15 protein-coding genes are annotated in these 17,951 nt (G+C 44.5%); 4 read left to right on the plus strand and 11 right to left on the minus strand.

The genetic code is table 11. The features are described 5' to 3' along the window. Positions 1–42 precede the first annotated feature (42 nt). A complete protein-coding gene (locus NMD08_RS26200) occupies positions 43–363 on the minus strand; it encodes a transcriptional regulator (protein WP_000941305.1) in 321 nt (106 codons plus the stop codon). Positions 364–449: 86 nt separating this feature from the next. On the opposite strand from NMD08_RS26200, the gene arsH reads away from it, so the two are divergent. Next, positions 450–1,154, plus strand: a complete 705-nt coding sequence (gene arsH / locus NMD08_RS26205; RefSeq protein WP_000130816.1) for an arsenical resistance protein ArsH — start codon at positions 450–452, stop codon at positions 1,152–1,154. Between the two features lie 32 nt (positions 1,155–1,186). Here arsH and NMD08_RS26210 read toward each other — a convergent pair whose 3' ends face one another. From NMD08_RS26210 to NMD08_RS26220, 3 genes are all read right to left on the minus strand, one after another. Next, complete coding sequence (locus NMD08_RS26210) at positions 1,187–2,590, minus strand: ISNCY family transposase (protein WP_000125668.1); 1,404 nt, start codon at positions 2,588–2,590, stop codon at positions 1,187–1,189. A 219-nt stretch (positions 2,591–2,809) separates the two neighbouring features. Continuing rightward, the gene (locus tag NMD08_RS26215; protein WP_022652343.1) at positions 2,810–3,778 is read right to left on the minus strand and encodes an IS5-like element IS903B family transposase; all 969 of its coding nucleotides are present in this window, start codon (positions 3,776–3,778) and stop codon (positions 2,810–2,812) included. Positions 3,779–3,966: 188 nt separating this feature from the next. Continuing rightward, positions 3,967–5,124, minus strand: a complete 1,158-nt coding sequence (locus tag NMD08_RS26220; protein ID WP_021243026.1) for an iron-containing alcohol dehydrogenase — start codon at positions 5,122–5,124, stop codon at positions 3,967–3,969. 193 nt (positions 5,125–5,317) lie between these two features. Between NMD08_RS26220 and NMD08_RS26225 the strand changes: the two genes are divergently transcribed. Further along, a complete protein-coding gene (locus NMD08_RS26225) occupies positions 5,318–6,211 on the plus strand; it encodes a LysR family transcriptional regulator (protein ID WP_012695469.1) in 894 nt (297 codons plus the stop codon). A gap of 136 nt (positions 6,212–6,347) precedes the next feature. Here the strand turns inward: NMD08_RS26225 and NMD08_RS26230 are convergent, their stop codons facing one another. The 7 genes from NMD08_RS26230 to mobI all read right to left on the minus strand — a co-directional run bounded on the left by NMD08_RS26230 (position 6,348) and on the right by mobI (position 15,486). After that, complete coding sequence (locus tag NMD08_RS26230; RefSeq protein WP_012695470.1) at positions 6,348–7,163, minus strand: aminoglycoside O-phosphotransferase APH(3')-Ia; 816 nt, start codon at positions 7,161–7,163, stop codon at positions 6,348–6,350. Positions 7,164–7,323: 160 nt separating this feature from the next. Next, positions 7,324–8,292, minus strand: coding sequence for an IS5-like element IS903B family transposase (locus tag NMD08_RS26235; protein WP_013815099.1), 969 nt, complete (start codon positions 8,290–8,292; stop codon positions 7,324–7,326). A 21-nt stretch (positions 8,293–8,313) separates the two neighbouring features. Further along, positions 8,314–9,027 (minus strand): hypothetical protein, encoded by a 714-nt coding sequence (locus tag NMD08_RS26240; RefSeq protein ID WP_370620241.1) that lies wholly within the window; start codon positions 9,025–9,027, stop codon positions 8,314–8,316. Continuing rightward, positions 9,027–11,111, minus strand: coding sequence for a conjugative transfer system coupling protein TraD (traD, locus tag NMD08_RS26245; RefSeq protein ID WP_001284073.1), 2,085 nt, complete (start codon positions 11,109–11,111; stop codon positions 9,027–9,029). The genes NMD08_RS26240 and traD overlap by 1 nt, the downstream gene beginning before the upstream one ends. Then, a complete protein-coding gene (gene mobH, locus NMD08_RS26250; RefSeq protein WP_001011152.1) occupies positions 11,111–14,257 on the minus strand; it encodes a MobH family relaxase in 3,147 nt (1,048 codons plus the stop codon). The genes traD and mobH overlap by 1 nt, the downstream gene beginning before the upstream one ends. A gap of 9 nt (positions 14,258–14,266) precedes the next feature. Further along, positions 14,267–15,004 (minus strand): hypothetical protein, encoded by a 738-nt coding sequence (locus NMD08_RS26255; protein ID WP_000995978.1) that lies wholly within the window; start codon positions 15,002–15,004, stop codon positions 14,267–14,269. Next, complete coding sequence (gene mobI / locus NMD08_RS26260) at positions 15,001–15,486, minus strand: conjugative transfer protein MobI(A/C) (protein ID WP_000071885.1); 486 nt, start codon at positions 15,484–15,486, stop codon at positions 15,001–15,003. Before mobI ends, NMD08_RS26255 begins: the two co-directional genes overlap by 4 nt. Positions 15,487–16,245: 759 nt before the next feature. On the opposite strand from mobI, the gene NMD08_RS26265 reads away from it, so the two are divergent. Both NMD08_RS26265 and NMD08_RS26270 read left to right on the plus strand, forming a co-directional pair. Beyond that, positions 16,246–17,046, plus strand: a complete 801-nt coding sequence (locus tag NMD08_RS26265; RefSeq protein WP_000004208.1) for a hypothetical protein — start codon at positions 16,246–16,248, stop codon at positions 17,044–17,046. Position 17,047: 1 nt separating this feature from the next. Further along, a complete protein-coding gene (locus tag NMD08_RS26270; protein WP_001140952.1) occupies positions 17,048–17,560 on the plus strand; it encodes a hypothetical protein in 513 nt (170 codons plus the stop codon). The last annotated feature ends 391 nt before the right edge of the window (positions 17,561–17,951 follow it).

Genomic DNA, 17,951 nt, shown 5'->3' on the forward strand with positions numbered 1-17,951 from the left:
AAACTCCATTCACATTTGTTTATTCGGATATATATATCGCCATCAGCAGGAGACAGATGCCACGCTACTGAGCTTGTTGCGTATGTTTTCTCGTTCACAGTTCCAGGCTGTATCAATAATACCCGCAGCCCATGCTGGCATGTGTGGCGACAGTCGGTAATGCACCCATTTTCCTTCGCGACGGTCGATGACCAGCTCGGCTTCACGTAAAAGGGCCATATGGCGAGAAATTTTTGGCTGAGACTCTGCGGTTGCCGCACAGATGTCACAGACGCACATTTCACCGGACTCCCTGAGAAGCATCACGATAGTTGAACGGGTCTCGTCGGCGAGCAGTTTAAAAAGCTGAACAGGCTGTAGCATGCTTAACCTCGTAAAAAAATAACAATACATATGGTATTTCATATGTGATAACTTTTAAAGCATAGCTTATGAAATGGAGATTTTTTATGACCGACTTACCAGCAATCGAACCGGCTTATTTTGATGATGCGCTTGCCAGCAAACTTACGGGCAACAACGAAACCATGCCGCGAATTCTCATCCTGTACGGTTCAGTACGAGAGCGGTCCTACAGTCGTTTTGCAGCGGAAGAGGCCGGGCGGTTGCTGGCAAAGATGGGGGCTGAGGTGAAAATATTTAACCCATCCGGTCTGCCGTTACCCGATGATGCGCCCGAAAGTCACCCCAAAGTGCTTGAACTCCGCGAGCTGGTCAGGTGGTGTGACGGAATGGTCTGGAGTTCTCCGGAAAGACATGGCGCCATGAGCTCGGTGATGAAGGCCCAGATTGACTGGATACCCCTGAGTGAAGGTGCTGTTCGTCCTTCCCAGGGTAAAACGCTGGCCGTCATGCAGGTTTGTGGTGGTTCACAGTCGTTTAACACGGTCAATCAGATGCGGATACTTGGCCGCTGGATGCGGATGTTCACCATCCCCAATCAGTCGTCAGTGCCAAAGGCATGGCAGGAATTTGATGATGAAGGGCGCATGAAACCCTCACCCTGGTATGACAGGATTGTCGACGTTACCGAAGAGTTGTTCAAAATGACGTTACTCCTGAAAGGGCACACAGCCTACCTGTCCGACCGCTACAGCGAAAGGAAAGAGAGTCATCAGGAGCTCGCGGCACGGGTCAATCAGGCCAAAATCTGACAGCCAGGCATGCCCGGATGGATTACCGGGCTTTAAATCGGTTTCTTCCCAAATATCTCTTCAGAGCGTGACTGAAGTTTCACCAGGGCATTGAACATATCGTCCTGATCCAGGGAACGCTGGGATTTCTTCGTCGTGGGAGCTTTACGCCTGCGAGAAGGGCCGTCTCCGGATGGTACGGATTGCGACCGGTTATTATCCCGCTCGGCCTGGACCAGCTGCGCCATTTCCAGGGCCCGCCCCAGACGTTTGTTATCCACAATGGCCCCCTGATCGATTTCAGAAAGCTTGTCATAGGTGGAGTAGGGAAGTGATACGCCATTAAGCCGGAGCTCTTTATGTCCATCCGGGTAATGCCAGACATCGATGTATTTACCAATCGCCCGACGACTGAATTCGCTGTCTTCAATCAGATAAAGGACTTTGTCGTATTGCACTGTGAGTGATTTCGACACTTTACGAGCTTCACGCCAGTTAAATACCATATCAAGATCGTCATCGACATCCAGTTCCCGATGAACATCAAACGCCTGGCGAGGCGCTTTTGCGAAACGACGGTTGTAATCGTTCATGAACTCTTCGGCAAATGCGTTCGCAGCTTCCATGGAACTGATGCCCTGGAGCCTGAGCTCCTTGACCAGTCGGTCCTGAAGCGTCAGGTGCGCCCGTTCAACGCGGCCTTTGGCAGCACTGGTTTCTGCACAAATGGTCTGAATGTTCAGTTCATGCATCGCACGGCCAAACTGGGTATCGCCGTCGCCGCCGGTTGCATTTTTATTGTTGATCCTGAATACGCTGGCTTTGTCGCTGTACAGCGCAAGCGGTTTGCCATGTTTTTCAATATAGCCCCGGGTCGCTTCAAAATAGGTGAAAGTAGACTCAGATTTCACGAAAAGAAGCTGCATTAAACGACTGGTTGCGTCATCAACGTAAACCAGTGCCGTACACTTAGGTCCCCGATTTTCAAACCAGTGGTGGTCGCAGCCGTCGATTTGTATGAGTTCACCGGCACAGGCACGGCGGTAACGAGGTTGCTGAATTTTTGGCGCACGTTGCTTACGTGGGACCCACAGACTGGCCTGAGTCATCAGCTTACGGACGGTTTCTTTGGAAAGATGAACACCGTGCACCTCAGACAGTTTTTCACAGGCCAGCGTCGGACCGAAATCGTTATAGCGTTCGCGAATAATGTTCAGCGCGTATGCGGCCAGTCCCTGAGGCAACTGGTTGTTACTGGATTTACCACGACGGCGGCTGGTCATGCCAATCGGACCATCTTCACGATAACGCGCAAGCAGACGACGGCACTGACGGTCGGAGATACCAAGCCGCTGAGCTGCCATTTGTGTTGTCAGACGCCGGTCGATGACATCCTGAATGATTTTGAGTCGGTTAACTTCATCCAATGTGAAAAACTCCGCTGCGAGAGCCGTCATGGTAATCCTTACTTGATTATACACGCCGGACATCTTAACTTAGCCATTATCGGACATTACAACTTTGCTACTACAACTTATGTCAAGGCTCAATTGAAATGTCCGTTATCCAGCTCAATTAAAATGACCACTTTGATCTCTCATTCTCTTTACTGATAGACTTGGCTTTGTTGAATAAATCAGATTTCGGGTAAGTCTCCCCCGTAGCGGGTTGTGTTTTCAGGCAATACGCACGCTTTCAGGCATACCTGCTTTCGTCATTTTGTTCAGCGCTCGTACCAGGGCCATAGCCTCCGCAACCTGACCATCGTAGTCACGCAGCGTCAGTGAACCCCCGAACAGCTGTTTTACCCGGTACATCGCCGTTTCCGCTATCGAGCGACGGTTGTAATCTGTTGTCCATTTCCACCGCGCATTACTCCCGGTCATTCGCTGATTAGCCACTGCACGGTTACGGTCTGCATATTCACCGGGCCAGTAACCCGCACCTTTTCGGGGTGGGATAAGCGCGCTGATTTTCTTACGCCGCAGTTCATCGTGACAGAGCCGGGTGTCGTAAGCGCCGTCTGCCGATGCTGCCCTGATTTTTCTGTGAGTCTGCCGGATAAGACCCGGGAAGGCTTCTGAGTCCGTCACATTGTTCAGCGACAGGTCTGCACAGATGATTTCATGTGTGTTGCTGTCAACTGCCAGATGCAACTTTCGCCATATACGACGGCGTTCCTGGCCATGCTTTTTGACTTTCCACTCGCCTTCACCAAAGACCTTCAGCCCGGTGGAATCAATCACCAGATGCGCGATTTCACCCCGGGTGAACGTTTTGAAACTGACGTTAACCGACTTTGCCCGCCTGCTGACACAGCTGTAATCCGGGCAGCGTAGCGGAACGTTCATCAGAGAAAAAATGGAATCAATAAAGCCCTGCGCAGCGCGCAGGGTCAGCCTGAATACGCGTTTAATGACCAGCACAGTCGTGATGGCAAGGTCAGAATAGCGCTGAGGTCTGCCTCGTGAAGAAGGTGTTGCTGACTCATACCAGGCCTGAATAGCTTCATCATCCAGCCAGAAAGTTATGGAGCCACGGTTGATGAGGGCTTTATTGTAGGTGGGCCAGTTGGTGATTTTGAACTTTTGCTTTGCCACGGAACGGTCTGCGTTGTCGGGAAGATGCGTGATCTGATCCTTCAACTCAGCAAAAGTTCGATTTATTCAACAAAGCCCCGTCATGATGCAAATAAATCCGGTCATCGCAAAAGCCATTAATGGCATATAGGGAAATGTGTCATTCATTTTCTGCATTTTGCAATACCGTTAATGTTTAATTAAGCCTGCCAGGTGCGCAGGCTTAGCGCCTAATAGAGTAGATCGTTAGTCAATTAAAGTGCCATGTTCAGTATTGTTTCCGCCACTTCAGCAGTAATTTTTCCATGTTCACCTAATGCGATGTGCCCATGTTCTTTTAACTTGCCGATAACAGCTGAAATATCTTCCGCGCCCAGACCATAATCAGAAAGTCGGGTTTTAACGCCCATCAGTTCAAAAAATTCCACGGTGGCATTGATAGCCTCATCGGCCATTTTTTCGCTATCAGACTCAGGAATATTCCAGACACGCGCACCGTACTGAGCCAGCTTTTCTGCTTTTTCCTTTTTGCACAAGCGCCATAGTGCAGGCATAACGATAGCGAGGGTACGGGCGTGGTCGATTCCGTATAATGCAGTAATTTCCTGGCCAATCATGTGAGAAGCCCAGTCAGTTGGGACACCTGCGCTCAACATTCCATTCAGGGCCATCGTCGCAGCCCACATGATGTTAGCTCTGGCGTCGTAGTTCTGTGGATTTTTAAGGGCTACTGGGCCTTCTTCTTTCAGCGTGCTCAGCAGTCCTTCCGCCAGGCGATCCTGCACCTTAGCGTTAACCGGGTAAGTAATGTATTGCTCAAGAACGTGGACAAAGGCATCAACAACCCCGTTTGCGGTTTGTTGTTCAGGCAGCGTGTAGGTCATTTCCGGTTCGAGCACTGAAAATTTCGGCATAACGTAAGGGGAGGTGAAAAAGAGTTTATCCTGGGTGGTCACCCGATTAATCACCGCCGTGTTATTCATCTCTGAACCCGTGGCCGCCAGGGTCAGCACGCATCCAAAAGGGAGAGCTTGTTTCACCACGCCGCCATAACTCTTGACGATCTCCCATGGATCATTTTCGTAGAGGGCTGCGGCGGCAATAAATTTAGTCCCGTCGATCACTGAACCGCCGCCCACGGCCAGAAGAAAATCAATTTTTTCTGTTCTGACAATCTCAACGGCTTTCATCAGGGTTTCATAATGAGGGTTTGCTTCTACACCGCCAAACTCATAAACCAGGGTGTTTGTCAGGGACTCTTTTACGCGTTTCAATATACCGTGTTTTATAACGCTGCCCCCGCCATAGACAATCATGACCTTTTTACCCTGCGGGACTTCTTGTGCTAACGCAGAAATTTGATCGCGACCAAAAAGAATTTTTACCGGATTATGATAGATAAAATCTTGCATAATGATTACCTCATTTTCAGAATTAAAAGCCGTCACTACAACGAGGACATATTCACGTCGTGGAATATAAAGTACCATTTTGAATTTTATTTATTAATCAACATAAATTTCACTTACTTGTGAAATTTATTTGATAATTAATGACAGACTGGTACGCTGACGTCTCCAGTAGGGACCGAGGAGGAGGAATCGTGTGGATGAATTAAAGGTTTTTTTAACAGTGGCCAGGCTGAAAAGCTTTACCAAAGCCGCAGCTGAAATAGGTGTGACACCCTCAGCCATCAGCCACACGGTGAAATCTCTTGAGGAAAGGCTTGGGATCCGCCTGCTGGCCAGAACCACCCGCAGTATCTCCACTACGGAAGCAGGTGAAAGGCTCATTAACGAAGTTGGCCCGTTAATGGAACAGGTTGATGATGCTATTAGTCGGTTGAGTGAGCTTAGGGAAAAACCCACTGGCGTCATACGCCTCACGGCGGCAGATGATGTTATCCAGTATTTGATCCGTCCTGTATTACCGGACTTTCTGAGTCGCTACCCAGATATTCAGATTGAAATCGGCATTGACTATGGATTTACAGATATTGTTGATCAGCGTTTTGATGCCGGGATTCGTCCGGGCGATGTTCTGAATAATGATATGATTGCCGCAAAAATAAGCCAGAACTGGCGCCAGCTTGTTGTTGCTGCACCAGATTATTTTAAGCGTTATGCTAAGCCCAGGAAGCCGCAGGATCTTTTGAACCACAACTGCATTAACGTCCGCTATTCTGATACGAGTGGATTGTACGCCTGGGAATTCGAGAAAGATGCTCAGAAATTCAGTCTGAAAGTCAAAGGGCAATATATTGCGAACAGCACGATTCATCAGCTCGATGCAGCATTAGACGGGCTGGGGATTGCCTATATTCCCGAGTATGTTGCAGATGGATATATCAAAAGCGGCAAGCTGATTGCTGTTCTGACCGAGTGGTGTCCATATTTTGACGGCTACCATATTTATTATCCTCACCGCCGACAGGATTCTCCTGCGTTTATGGCTTTTCTGCAACTTTTGCGCGACAGGTACAATAATGGAATAAGATAAATTTATGAGTAAAGGATTATGTCCACGATAAGCACCTGGGTCGATTCCTGGGAGGCGGCCATGAGGGTAGGGAAGCGCCGTCCCGTCAAGTCAGCGTAATGCTCTGCCAGTGTTACAACCAATTAACCAATTCTGATTAGAAAAACTCATCGAGCATCAAATGAAACTGCAATTTATTCATATCAGGATTATCAATACCATATTTTTGAAAAAGCCGTTTCTGTAATGAAGGAGAAAACTCACCGAGGCAGTTCCATAGGATGGCAAGATCCTGGTATCGGTCTGCGATTCCGACTCGTCCAACATCAATACAACCTATTAATTTCCCCTCGTCAAAAATAAGGTTATCAAGTGAGAAATCACCATGAGTGACGACTGAATCCGGTGAGAATGGCAAAAGCTTATGCATTTCTTTCCAGACTTGTTCAACAGGCCAGCCATTACGCTCGTCATCAAAATCACTCGCATCAACCAAACCGTTATTCATTCGTGATTGCGCCTGAGCGAGACGAAATACGCGATCGCTGTTAAAAGGACAATTACAAACAGGAATCGAATGCAACCGGCGCAGGAACGCTGCCAGCGCATCAACAATATTTTCACCTGAATCAGGATATTCTTCTAATACCTGGAATGCTGTTTTCCCGGGGATCGCAGTGGTGAGTAACCATGCATCATCAGGAGTACGGATAAAATGCTTGATGGTCGGAAGAGGCATAAATGCCGTCAGCCAGTTTAGTCTGACCATCTCATCTGTAACATCATTGGCAACGCTACCTTTGCCATGTTTCAGAAACAACTCTGGCGCATCGGGCTTCCCATACAATCGATAGATTGTCGCACCTGATTGCCCGACATTATCGCGAGCCCATCTATACCCATATAAATCAACATCCAGGTTGGAATTTAATCGCGGCCTCGAGCAAGACGTTTCCCGTTGAATATGGCTCATAACACCCCTTGTATTACTGTTTATGTAAGCAGACAGTTTTATTGTTCATGATGATATATTTTTATCTTGTGCAATGTAACATCAGAGATTTTGAGACACAACGTGGCTTTGTTGAATAAATCAGATTTCGGGTAAGTCTCCCCCGTAGCGGGTTGTGTTTTCAGGCAATACGCACGCTTTCAGGCATACCTGCTTTCGTCATTTTGTTCAGCGCTCGTACCAGGGCCATAGCCTCCGCAACCTGACCATCGTAGTCACGCAGCGTCAGTGAACCCCCGAACAGCTGTTTTACCCGGTACATCGCCGTTTCCGCTATCGAGCGACGGTTGTAATCTGTTGTCCATTTCCACCGCGCATTACTCCCGGTCATTCGCTGATTAGCCACTGCACGGTTACGGTCTGCATATTCACCGGGCCAGTAACCCGCGCCTTTTCGGGGCGGGATAAGCGCGCTGATTTTCTTACGCCGCAGTTCATCGTGACAGAGCCGGGTGTCGTAAGCGCCGTCTGCCGATGCTGCCCTGATTTTTCTGTGAGTCTGCCGGATAAGACCCGGGAAGGCTTCTGAGTCCGTCACATTGTTCAGCGACAGGTCTGCACAGATGATTTCATGTGTTTTACTGTCAACGGCGAGATGCAGCTTACGCCAGATACGGCGGCGTTCCTGGCCATGCTTTTTGACTTTCCACTCGCCTTCACCGAAGACCTTCAGCCCGGTGGAATCAATCACCAGATGCGCGATTTCACCCCGGGTGGGCGTTTTGAAACTGACATTAACCGACTTTGCCCGCCTGCTGACACAGCTGTAATCCGGGCAGCGTAGCGGAACGTTCATCAGAGAAAAAATGGAATCAATAAAGCCCTGCGCAGCGCGCAGGGTCAGCCTGAACACGCGTTTAATGACCAGCACAGTCGTGATGGCAAGGTCAGAATAGCGCTGAGGTCTGCCTCGTGAAGAAGGTGTTGCTGACTCATACCAGGCCTGAATAGCTTCATCATCCAGCCAGAAAGTTATGGAGCCACGGTTGATGAGGGCTTTATTGTAGGTGGGCCAGTTGGTGATTTTGAACTTTTGCTTTGCCACGGAACGGTCTGCGTTGTCGGGAAGATACGTGATCTGATCCTTCAACTCAGCAAAAGTTCGATTTATTCAACAAAGCCGGTCAATAATGCTGTTAAAGGTGTTTGTATAAAGGCCATTAGGGTCAGGAAGCTGATCTATGGCAGTAATGATTTTAAATTTTAACCGAGAAAGAAAGGGAGAGTCCTCAATAGTAACTATATGACTATGTGTTGTTTCTGGATGAATCTGGGGTTTGATGCGCTGTACTTGTTTAAAAGAGACACTACCTGGCAAATTAATGAATGCGCCCACCGTGCGTGTTAAATCGACGAAATAAGGCAAAAGATAACAACCAAGCATACGGGCATTCTTTTTTACAAGATCACACCGTACGTCATTGTTATCGAAAGAAATACGGAAACTAACGAATTTACGTTCAGGACCTTCGCTGGTGGTCAGTGATTGAATCCATTCATGGCATGATCCTTGTGGTACCGACCAGTAGCTGGTTTCACGGTCCCCAAAGGGATCAGTCGTGATCAACTCTCCCTTTAAAAGGAAAAGCTCAGACAGGGTATTTGCCATGGAGAATAGGGAATCGATATCGTTGCTCTGACAAAATTTTCCCAAATGATGAAACGCGTTTTTTTCTATCATAGTTAGCCGATCTCGAACTTCCTGAGAATCTGCGTACTTTAAACCCAAAGACTGAAAGCGCCTTTTTACGAGCGAGCGACATTTGCTGACTTTTAGTGCAGAGCTTAAAATTTGCTGGCGCGTCAGGACAATTTTTTCATCCATCAATGCAACTTCCTTAGAAATTTATTAAGATTTTTGATATCGAGATTTTGACGCAAAGTAACTTTTCCGGCCTTCTTGAAAAGCATTTCCGACAGAGTTGTGTTTGGCTTCATTTGTTTCTCAGCAACAGCAATAGGGATTTGGCCTACAACCTTCCTGCCATCTTGAAGCCTGGCAACTATGTGAAACATAGGGACCTGACCCAAGAGATCCTTTGGAATACTCTCTTCTAAAGTTGTCTGCTTTCTTTCTGAGATTGAACCTGAGAAGTTATTATGCGGCAAAGATGTTTCTGAACCGGTCGTATAAGTGACCATATTTGTGCTTATCGCACTCTTACCAAAGTTCTCTACAACAAGCGTCTGAGTAGGAGTATCGTTGACTCGCAAGCTTATATAATTGTTGCAGAGCCCCGTAATTCGATTGGCAGTTTCAACACTTGCCGCAGCAATAAAGTCGGAGATGGTTTGGGTGCAAATAAACAGTGCAATTTTCGCTGCACGACCCTGCGCCAGAAGGTTAATCATAGGGTTGTTAATGGCTGAGTGTGCCTCATCAACAAAAATACTTATCCTGGAATTAGCTGACATATCACCATCTTGAGCGTTGTAGCGACTACCGGCACAGGAGGTCAGATCTGACATTATTAATTGAGAAATAGCAGCTGCTGTATCGGGGTTTGAAAGGCCATCAAGCGAAATGTATAGCACCCCGCCAGTGCTGAACATCCCTTCGCTTGTTACAATTTCTCTTGATGATACTGAGTTCGGGTTAGGAGATAAAAGCTCATTTAAAGGTTTTTCAATGAGCATATCGAAAACAGGCATAATACCTGCGGTCATTTTAGCCATATGCTCTGGGTCGGACATTGAGTAATCAATAAGCTGGGAAACAGTATCTAACCAGTCTATTTGTTCGGACCCCTCGTAATTCATGAAATGAGCCGTAAACCATTCAGCGAGACGCTTGAAACGTACCGGCAAGGTATCGTTAGCGACGTACTTAACTTTTTCGGTCCAGACATCGTAACCATAATATCTCGCGTAACATGACTCCATTACCTTGACTGTAAGATTCACAATAGACATGTGGCTTTTCATGTTCTTGTGAATCAGATAAATAGAAGGCTTTTTCTCTATGTAAGAAAGCCCGGAAATCACATTGGAAACGAGAGCCTTGGCATACTGAACGAATGGGTTAACCTCACCGGGAACTGTCACCAAGCTCAAAAGACGAGATGTTAGGTCAGAAACATTAGTATAGGTGTTGCAGACATCAATACAGACCGAAGATGCTGGCTGGCCAGGATGAAATTTATAGAAAGGAAGACCGAGGGTCTTAGCCTCTTCCATTAGAGATTCTCGCCACTCTGCATCGTTCTTTGGATCTATGACAACAACAACATGACCAAGATGAAGCATGCTAATGCTTAGTAAACGCTGTAGCACCGTTTTCCCGGTACCCACGTTTCCGGTTATCAGAGTATGACCAAACCAATTGTCTTCAGTTACAAATATGGGTTCCCTACGTTCCACAGCAAAAATTGCATTGCTGCCGCCCATCTTACGAGCCATTGCGTCAAAATGTCTCTTAATTGGGTTGAAGACGAATGGCAACTCGATCTCACGTTTATCACTGGAGAGGTTAGCTATTTGATATGCCCGATCCGCATGTTCCGGACCCCACTCAAACCCATCACAAAAATAGGACTTTCGCTCGGGTATATCCTTATTTTTATTTTGATAATCCTGAACCAGTTGACGATACTTTCGCTCATTGGAGAAAAAGTTACTTTTGTTAATTACACGCAGTGAATCAAGACTAACGAACATGAAATGTCGCTTGAATACACGCCAATGAGCCATCAAAAATGGCGCTGCTGTTTTGCAACGATAAAGGCACAGCAAAAAAAGCAATATTGAGGTGAACAGAACTATTGGGGCGATGTCCAGTCCGTCTGAAGAAAGTCCCATATAAAGCATAGAAACCGAACAAATCAAAAGTATTGAGGCACTACGATACTCAAGAATAGGCCGATAAAAATTCTCTTGTGCATGGAGGTTAGTCCTCTTCGAATCTGACATTATAGGTTCCCAGCCTCTTTCAGGTTATTGATAATTCGTTCAATGTCCACTTTCGCCCGGTCTGATGCGGCCAGCAAAGTAGGCATGTTAAATGCATGGCATTTTGTATTGATCACAGCACCAGAATTAACGAGGTACTGAGGAAGCTTATTGAAAAGATCTTGAGCCTCTAACTGCGACCCAAATTTTTCCACGCAAGATTGGGTCAGATAGAGAGTATTAGGAGTACTTACCATAAATCTGTTTTTGCGCTTTCTTTTAAACGCCACCTCCATTTTGGACAGAATTTGATGCAGTACTAACGCAATTTCTACAAATTCAAGCTCTGTAACGTCACCTTCGCTTATAAGCGAGAATTCACCATTTTGGTCTGATTCAGTAGATGCAAAGACTTTACTGTTCAGATTGTGACCAGAAACAGGTGATGCTGGTTTTTGTACTTCTGCTTTGTCCGATGATTTATTCCGGTTGCGCTTGGGATTTTGTTTTTCTACCGGTGCTGTTGGGGCGAACAGTCTGGCCAGTGCTGGCGAAAGATGATGCCCCTTAGCGTCTGTGGGCGCATGCTCTCCATTTGATTCTTCAAGTACAGGAGGTAAGGCGGGCTCTTCACTTGCCATCACACTGGTTGCGGCTGCTTCGGTCTGGGAATACACAACTTCAGCTGGTGGTGGGCAGTTACCCTCAGTATCTGGTTCTGAGTTTTCTTGTCCTACAGAAACATCCATAGAGCGTTCATTCGTACCCTGGGGATCAGCGTTCTGTTCTCGGTTAAGTTCTGGTAATTCTGACGGCTCGGAGAGAAGCTTTTCATTATGGACCGAAGAGCTTGTTGCACAACTACCGACTTCTGGCCGAGAAACACTAAGCTGTGAGAAATCGGTATAATCAATGATCTCATGCTCTTCATCTTCTTTCTCAAAAAGATGTTGATAATGTTCATATTCCACAGCCTCAGTTTTCAGCGGACCAGTCGCGGATGCACTATCGGTTCCATGATATTCCACGTCGCCAGAATGTTCTTCGACTGCATTTACACGTGGGGGAGGCAGCTCAAGCGTTTGCTTTGGACGTGGGGCAGAGTTTTCAACAGAAGACTCATCATTAATCACTAATGCCTGATACATAGAAGTATTGAAAAGTGACTTTAAAGTTGTTGGCCTTCTTGGCTCATGATAGGTGAGCTGGAACCCGGCGCAGTTATCGCCGAGCTGGACTAAACGCAGATCGTCAATGTCCCTTACTATCCACATTCCATCGAGAGAGCCTTCTCTGAATGTCAGTTGGAAATAGGGCTCTTCACTGAATGCTTTTTCATCTAATCCCGGCAGCAATGCCATAGTGGTATCTATGTTGAGGTAGGGGACAGCATCAACACACACTATATAGTCATTGGAAAGTGGAGCGCTTAAAAGGAGTTCATGAAGTTGGTTGACCAGGACATGGGATTCCGTGTCCTTTGCCGATTCATCTTCACTTTCTTCTATATCAGGAATGACAGGATCAGCTGCTTCCTCACCCTCAGATTTAACTATCTGCGTGTCATTATCAATTTCATTATCACTTTCGGCTTTCTTCTCAAAATCGTCGGATGAGCCTTCATTTTTCTTAGAATGTATATCAACATCAATAGAGGCAGAGGAGCGGCCTAAATCATTAACCTTAAGAACAGCCGTCTCAACAGTATCAGTAATTTTAGTTATAACGTCCCGACCGGGCACTGGTCTTCTGTATTCAGTAACTGTTTTTTGCTCGTCAATGTAAATAAAGTCTTTATTGGCATTAACGCTAAAAAGACCCGGCACTGAGTCAGGGATTTTATAGGAATCAAAGATTAAACCAATCCACCTTAGCTTAAGAAGGTTATAGAATTCTAGTTTCCCTATCCCATTTCTAAAGATGTTTGATATTTCGTTTTCCGAATAGATACCCGGAATGAAGTAGTGAACGACACGCTCATCATCATAGGGCTCGACGTAACCACGTTGAACTAGGGATTCTACCAATACGGTCTTACCAGCCTCTCCCTGAGGGAAGTTATATTTATGTAATTCGAAATCATTGAGAACAAAATCAAGGAATGCGTTCTCGTTAAGGTATACCTCACCATTTACGATAATGATGTGCATAGGCTTAGCATTGTAATTGTTGATATTGATACTGGTAAAGTTGTGCTTGATGGTACTAATGGCCCTTGCTGCTGCATCATTAGAACGCAGACCCATGATAGGGTCACGTAAAACATTAAGGTCTGTACCAGTAGAATAGAAATCAGCGGTCCTCACGCATTTAGACAAAAAGTCATTCCCATCAGTATAAACGTTTAGGGCGGTGATCATTTTTGAATAAACACGTTCTTTATTTACCCGATCCAAAAATGCAAGACATACCGGGTTTAGGATTCGCTCAAGGAAAACGCTGGACCAGATATTATGTTGATTATGAATACGCTTTCGCCAGTGGATTTCGTATTCAACCACGTCATTTTCACGTGCCCAGTCAAGAAGACTTTGTGAGCTTGGCGTCCAAATGATCGGACTAGCTAAATTCAGGCTTACAATGTCGAGATCGTAAACCTTTCCGGCATCATGGACTAAACCACAGATAAACGCAGCATAGAGATATACTTTTCTACGGACTACTTCTTCATCTTGATATCCGATTGGTCTCAGTTCTGAGTGATGCGCATTTTTTAAAGAGAGTATGGCCACTTCCAGGCTGTGAGAAAGTAACCCACCAATACCATTATGATGATGATTTTCGGAAGCTGGCAAAAGATGTATCCAGCGAACATATTCAACCAAGGGCTTTAAAACTAAATTAGTAAATGTATATGCATCGTCCCTGATGTCGCTATCGCTGATAGCTAACATCATTGAAATTGAGTGCAGCTTTTCCCGATACAGAGACAGGATTGACTGTTCATTAAATGTCTGTATGCCCGTCGGACGAGTTGGATACTCGATGAATTTCAGGACTTCTGGATTTGGATGATCAGGAACAGTGTACTTCTGATCTCCTAGAATCTGCGCAAAAGGAGAGAGGCTTGATATATCCTCAATCATTACAGAGGTTGCATCATTCTCCTGAGATGAGAATATCCCCAAAATCCGTTTAATACATAAATACAGCGCCCTGAAATTCATCATCATACCTTATCGACGTTTGCCTGACAGTTCGGCTGCAATGTATGCCTGCACACTTTTATATTGCATTACTTTGGTGATGAACTCTGCTGGACTGTATGGCCCATCCTTACGGCGAGAAACATTCAGAGTCTTTTTCACATTCTCAACATATAAATTAATACTCTTTATAATGTTGTGAGACATAACCGGATAGTCGCTTACAGCCAGTAAACCCAATGAGTTGTACTCATACATTGTGTTCATGAGCTGGTTCATCTCGAAGATGTACTTGTAAAACCTCATGGTGTTGTGGTTATTGAAGTTGAGTTGTACTGGTTCAAAACTGAAAGGTACAAACTGAGTTGATGACATGAATGAGTCATTCTTGTCGAACTCAATTGACTTAATATAAGCAACAAGATTTTCTTTCATCTTATTGTTTTCTTCATGCAGCTCGTTGAACCAATCCTGAATAGCCTGAACAAGGTCAGGATGTTTAACTGCATCAACCGTTTTAAAGAGAGAGGAAATAGCGATACTCACATCATCAAAACCTCTGATGACTGCTCCATTTCTGGCAGTTAAAAACCGGTTAAAGTCTGGGGTGCCGGGGTTAATAATAACTTTGGCCATACCCTGGTGCTCTGGTCTACGTTGAGTAGAAGTTTGAGCGTTTACGCCTTGCTTTTTATTTGAACCTTTTACCATTACATCTTTTGGTTCAATGTTAATACGCTCATTGTCCGTGATAATTGCGTCGTTCATTGTGCCACCTTAGTTTTTGAGTATTGACGGATTTTTCGTCCAAGTTCGATATATGCTGAATGATAGAGCTCAAGCATTTCTCTGTAAGGCTCCAGCAATGCTTCCGTTTCAGAAATCATTTCGTATTCCCAGCTGGCATGGTTTACAAAACAGTTCTTAGAATATTTTCCACTTTTCATTGGTTGCACCCGTTTTGACATGTGGCTAGGCGCTCTTGTTTTATAAGGGCTGAACTGATGCCAAGTGATCGTTACTTTTCTGGCATTACCAATTAGCTCAACTTTTGGTGCGTAAGAACCCAGGTACTCCCTCTTTGGAACTTTGCTATGTCGGGTAAGGTTAATCTCTTGGTGGTTTCGTTCCTTCCACTTGATCCAGTATTTTGTAATGAGATCTTCAGCCTCAACACGCAAACCTTCAATCTGAGCACGTAAATTTTTACGTGTTAGCTCTATAGAACTTATAAGATTTGAATTACTCATGACGCCTCCTGATGTGAAATTACTATACCGGAGGAAATTTCCGTTTTTTTTCACGAACAGAAGATTTTTGAATGCTCTTTGATGAGGGAATTGAACAGATGTAATGCACTCGCTGTTTCCCCCATTCGGGAGGGGCCTTCAGAAACAGTAACAGCGAGTTTAGCCTCACTTCCATCGCTACCCCCTAAAGTTACTTTTGACAGAATGACCATTGTGGATTATTGCTTTTGATAATGTGCATTGCTCTATTAAAGTTATACATATATCTAGTGCCACTTTTCCAAAAAAAATGACCCTATGGAACTTTGTCCATAGTGACACTTTTATAAAAAGTGACCCTATGACGACATTACATAGGGTCACTTTTCAAACATAAGTGACCCTATGTGAGGCATTCATAGGGTCACTTTTCTTTGTTTAGTGATCCTATGTAAGCATGAGGTTGATGAAAAGTAAAAATGTCAGTTTATGACGGTCAGTGAAAGACGTCGTTATTCTAATCCAACGTTGGGAGGGGCTGGATTTAGGTTTTTTTTTAATCGCTTCACATTTCGTTAGCATGCGCAGGAATTTTTGATAAAATTCTGGTTAGTTTGGTTAAAAAGTGTTACAAGTAAGCGGTGTGGTTGAAGGGATAGATTTAAGGCTTATTCAAGCCTTAAGAAAATACTAAAAGTTACTTTTCACCCTACCGAACACCTAACAAAAAATCCATGTTGAAGATTTGAACAATTGTAATGGCGCAAGGACAATCAGCACATGTCAGAATCTGATAATTTAACTCGTAGCTTACTCGGTAAACTTTTCCGCACTGAGATTTCGCTTATTCGTAGTTACCGTGCATTTTTAATGTTATTGCCTGTGCATGGATCTTCTGCATATCAAACTGGGACTCCTCTTCTCCAGCGTCGCCTATTTGGGAAAGGATTTAGTACAGCCGCTGATTTAGCTTTTGAAGTGGAAACACGTCCAGGTAGTTTTTTGGTTCCGCGTACACTCGGAAAGGAAATTACATGGGAGAGGTTTTTTTCTGCGGTCTTGGACGGTGATTCCAATGTAATTCGTGAATATGATACAAATGATATTGACTATGGTATTTACGATGCCGGTGAAAAAGTGACTTTTCTGAATGGTACAGTGGATATCTATAATCCCAAGAAGATTCATGAGTTGCGTTCTAAATGTGTTGATATACAGAATGACTACTTTATGCAGGTGTTCTTTATCTCAATGCTCGCACCAGAGTTTGTAAGTATTTTCTTTGGTTTAAAACCAACTACAGCTGATGCTATTAAAGACATTGGTTATTCATCGTTAAAAACAATTAACGATGTCGTTCTTTTCCCACGTACAATTGCTTTCTCACAAGGGCATATTGAAGAGAGTGTTTCACTTAAAACGAAAGTTTTTGCCTGGGCTTATGAATTGTCTGCTGACATCCGGTTAGGAAAAGTTAGTGATGATTTGATGGAACTATTACGTTATGACACTATGTTCACCAGTCACCGTCAGGATGTGTTCAACACTTTAACAAATAAAGTTATGTTAAAGGATTATTGATATGGCAAAGGTCGATCAAACAAAAGCTAATGCTCTATTGCGAGCAGCAAGAACTATGTCGCTTGGGGCAAATAAAAATACAATACGAATTTTGTACGGTAATCATGTTGCTGAAAATATCGATTTTGAGCCTGGTGCAAAAACAAAACTCAAAAAAGGTATCCGGGGCTGGAGCAAACGCACAGATAACCGCCGAGCCTTTTCTGCTGTTATTGATGTCGCAGTTAACTATTTTGGTTTTGATCCAATAAATCCGGAAGCGAGTTTTCGGCAAATTGACTTCAACCGAATAATGAGTGTCCTTCATAATCTGGGATACTTTGTATGCGCACCGGAAGTTAATAAAATAATAGAAATCCTTACTTCTATGAAAGAAATTGAAGAACTAGGTGCCTGCGAAAAATGTAAACGCCCATACATTGTGCCAGTGACAAATGATGCTCATTGTCCACGTTGCAGATTATCTTCAACTGCTTCAGCCATAGAGAGGTATTCTCAAGAAGAATTAGATTAAATTTAAAAAAGATATCGCGAAACTTGCCTTGTCTGAATCTAAATATTGACTTAAGTCAAATTCTGTTGTTTGCTTTACAATCAAATATTAGTTACAACTTAAATATCAACTCTTGACAAGTAAAGATATAATTTGATTTTTCTTTATTCAGTTTTTCTTCGTTCCAAAAATGTGCACCTTTTTTTCTGTTGAAAACGTAAAACTACTTAGGTTCTCAAAACCTTCTATGCATGACGACTTCTTAATCGCTTTCAATTAATATATTTTATATTCTTGTCTAAGTTCGCTTCTTTGATCCTTAGCTATTCCTTTTTTGAAATATAGAAACAGCATTACTTGTGATGATTTTTTTCAGCTCTAAATACACCTGTTTTCAAAGCAATATTTGCTT

Origin of the sequence: Citrobacter meridianamericanus, assembly GCF_041320245.1 — a bacterium.
GTDB lineage: Bacteria > Pseudomonadota > Gammaproteobacteria > Enterobacterales > Enterobacteriaceae > Citrobacter > Citrobacter meridianamericanus.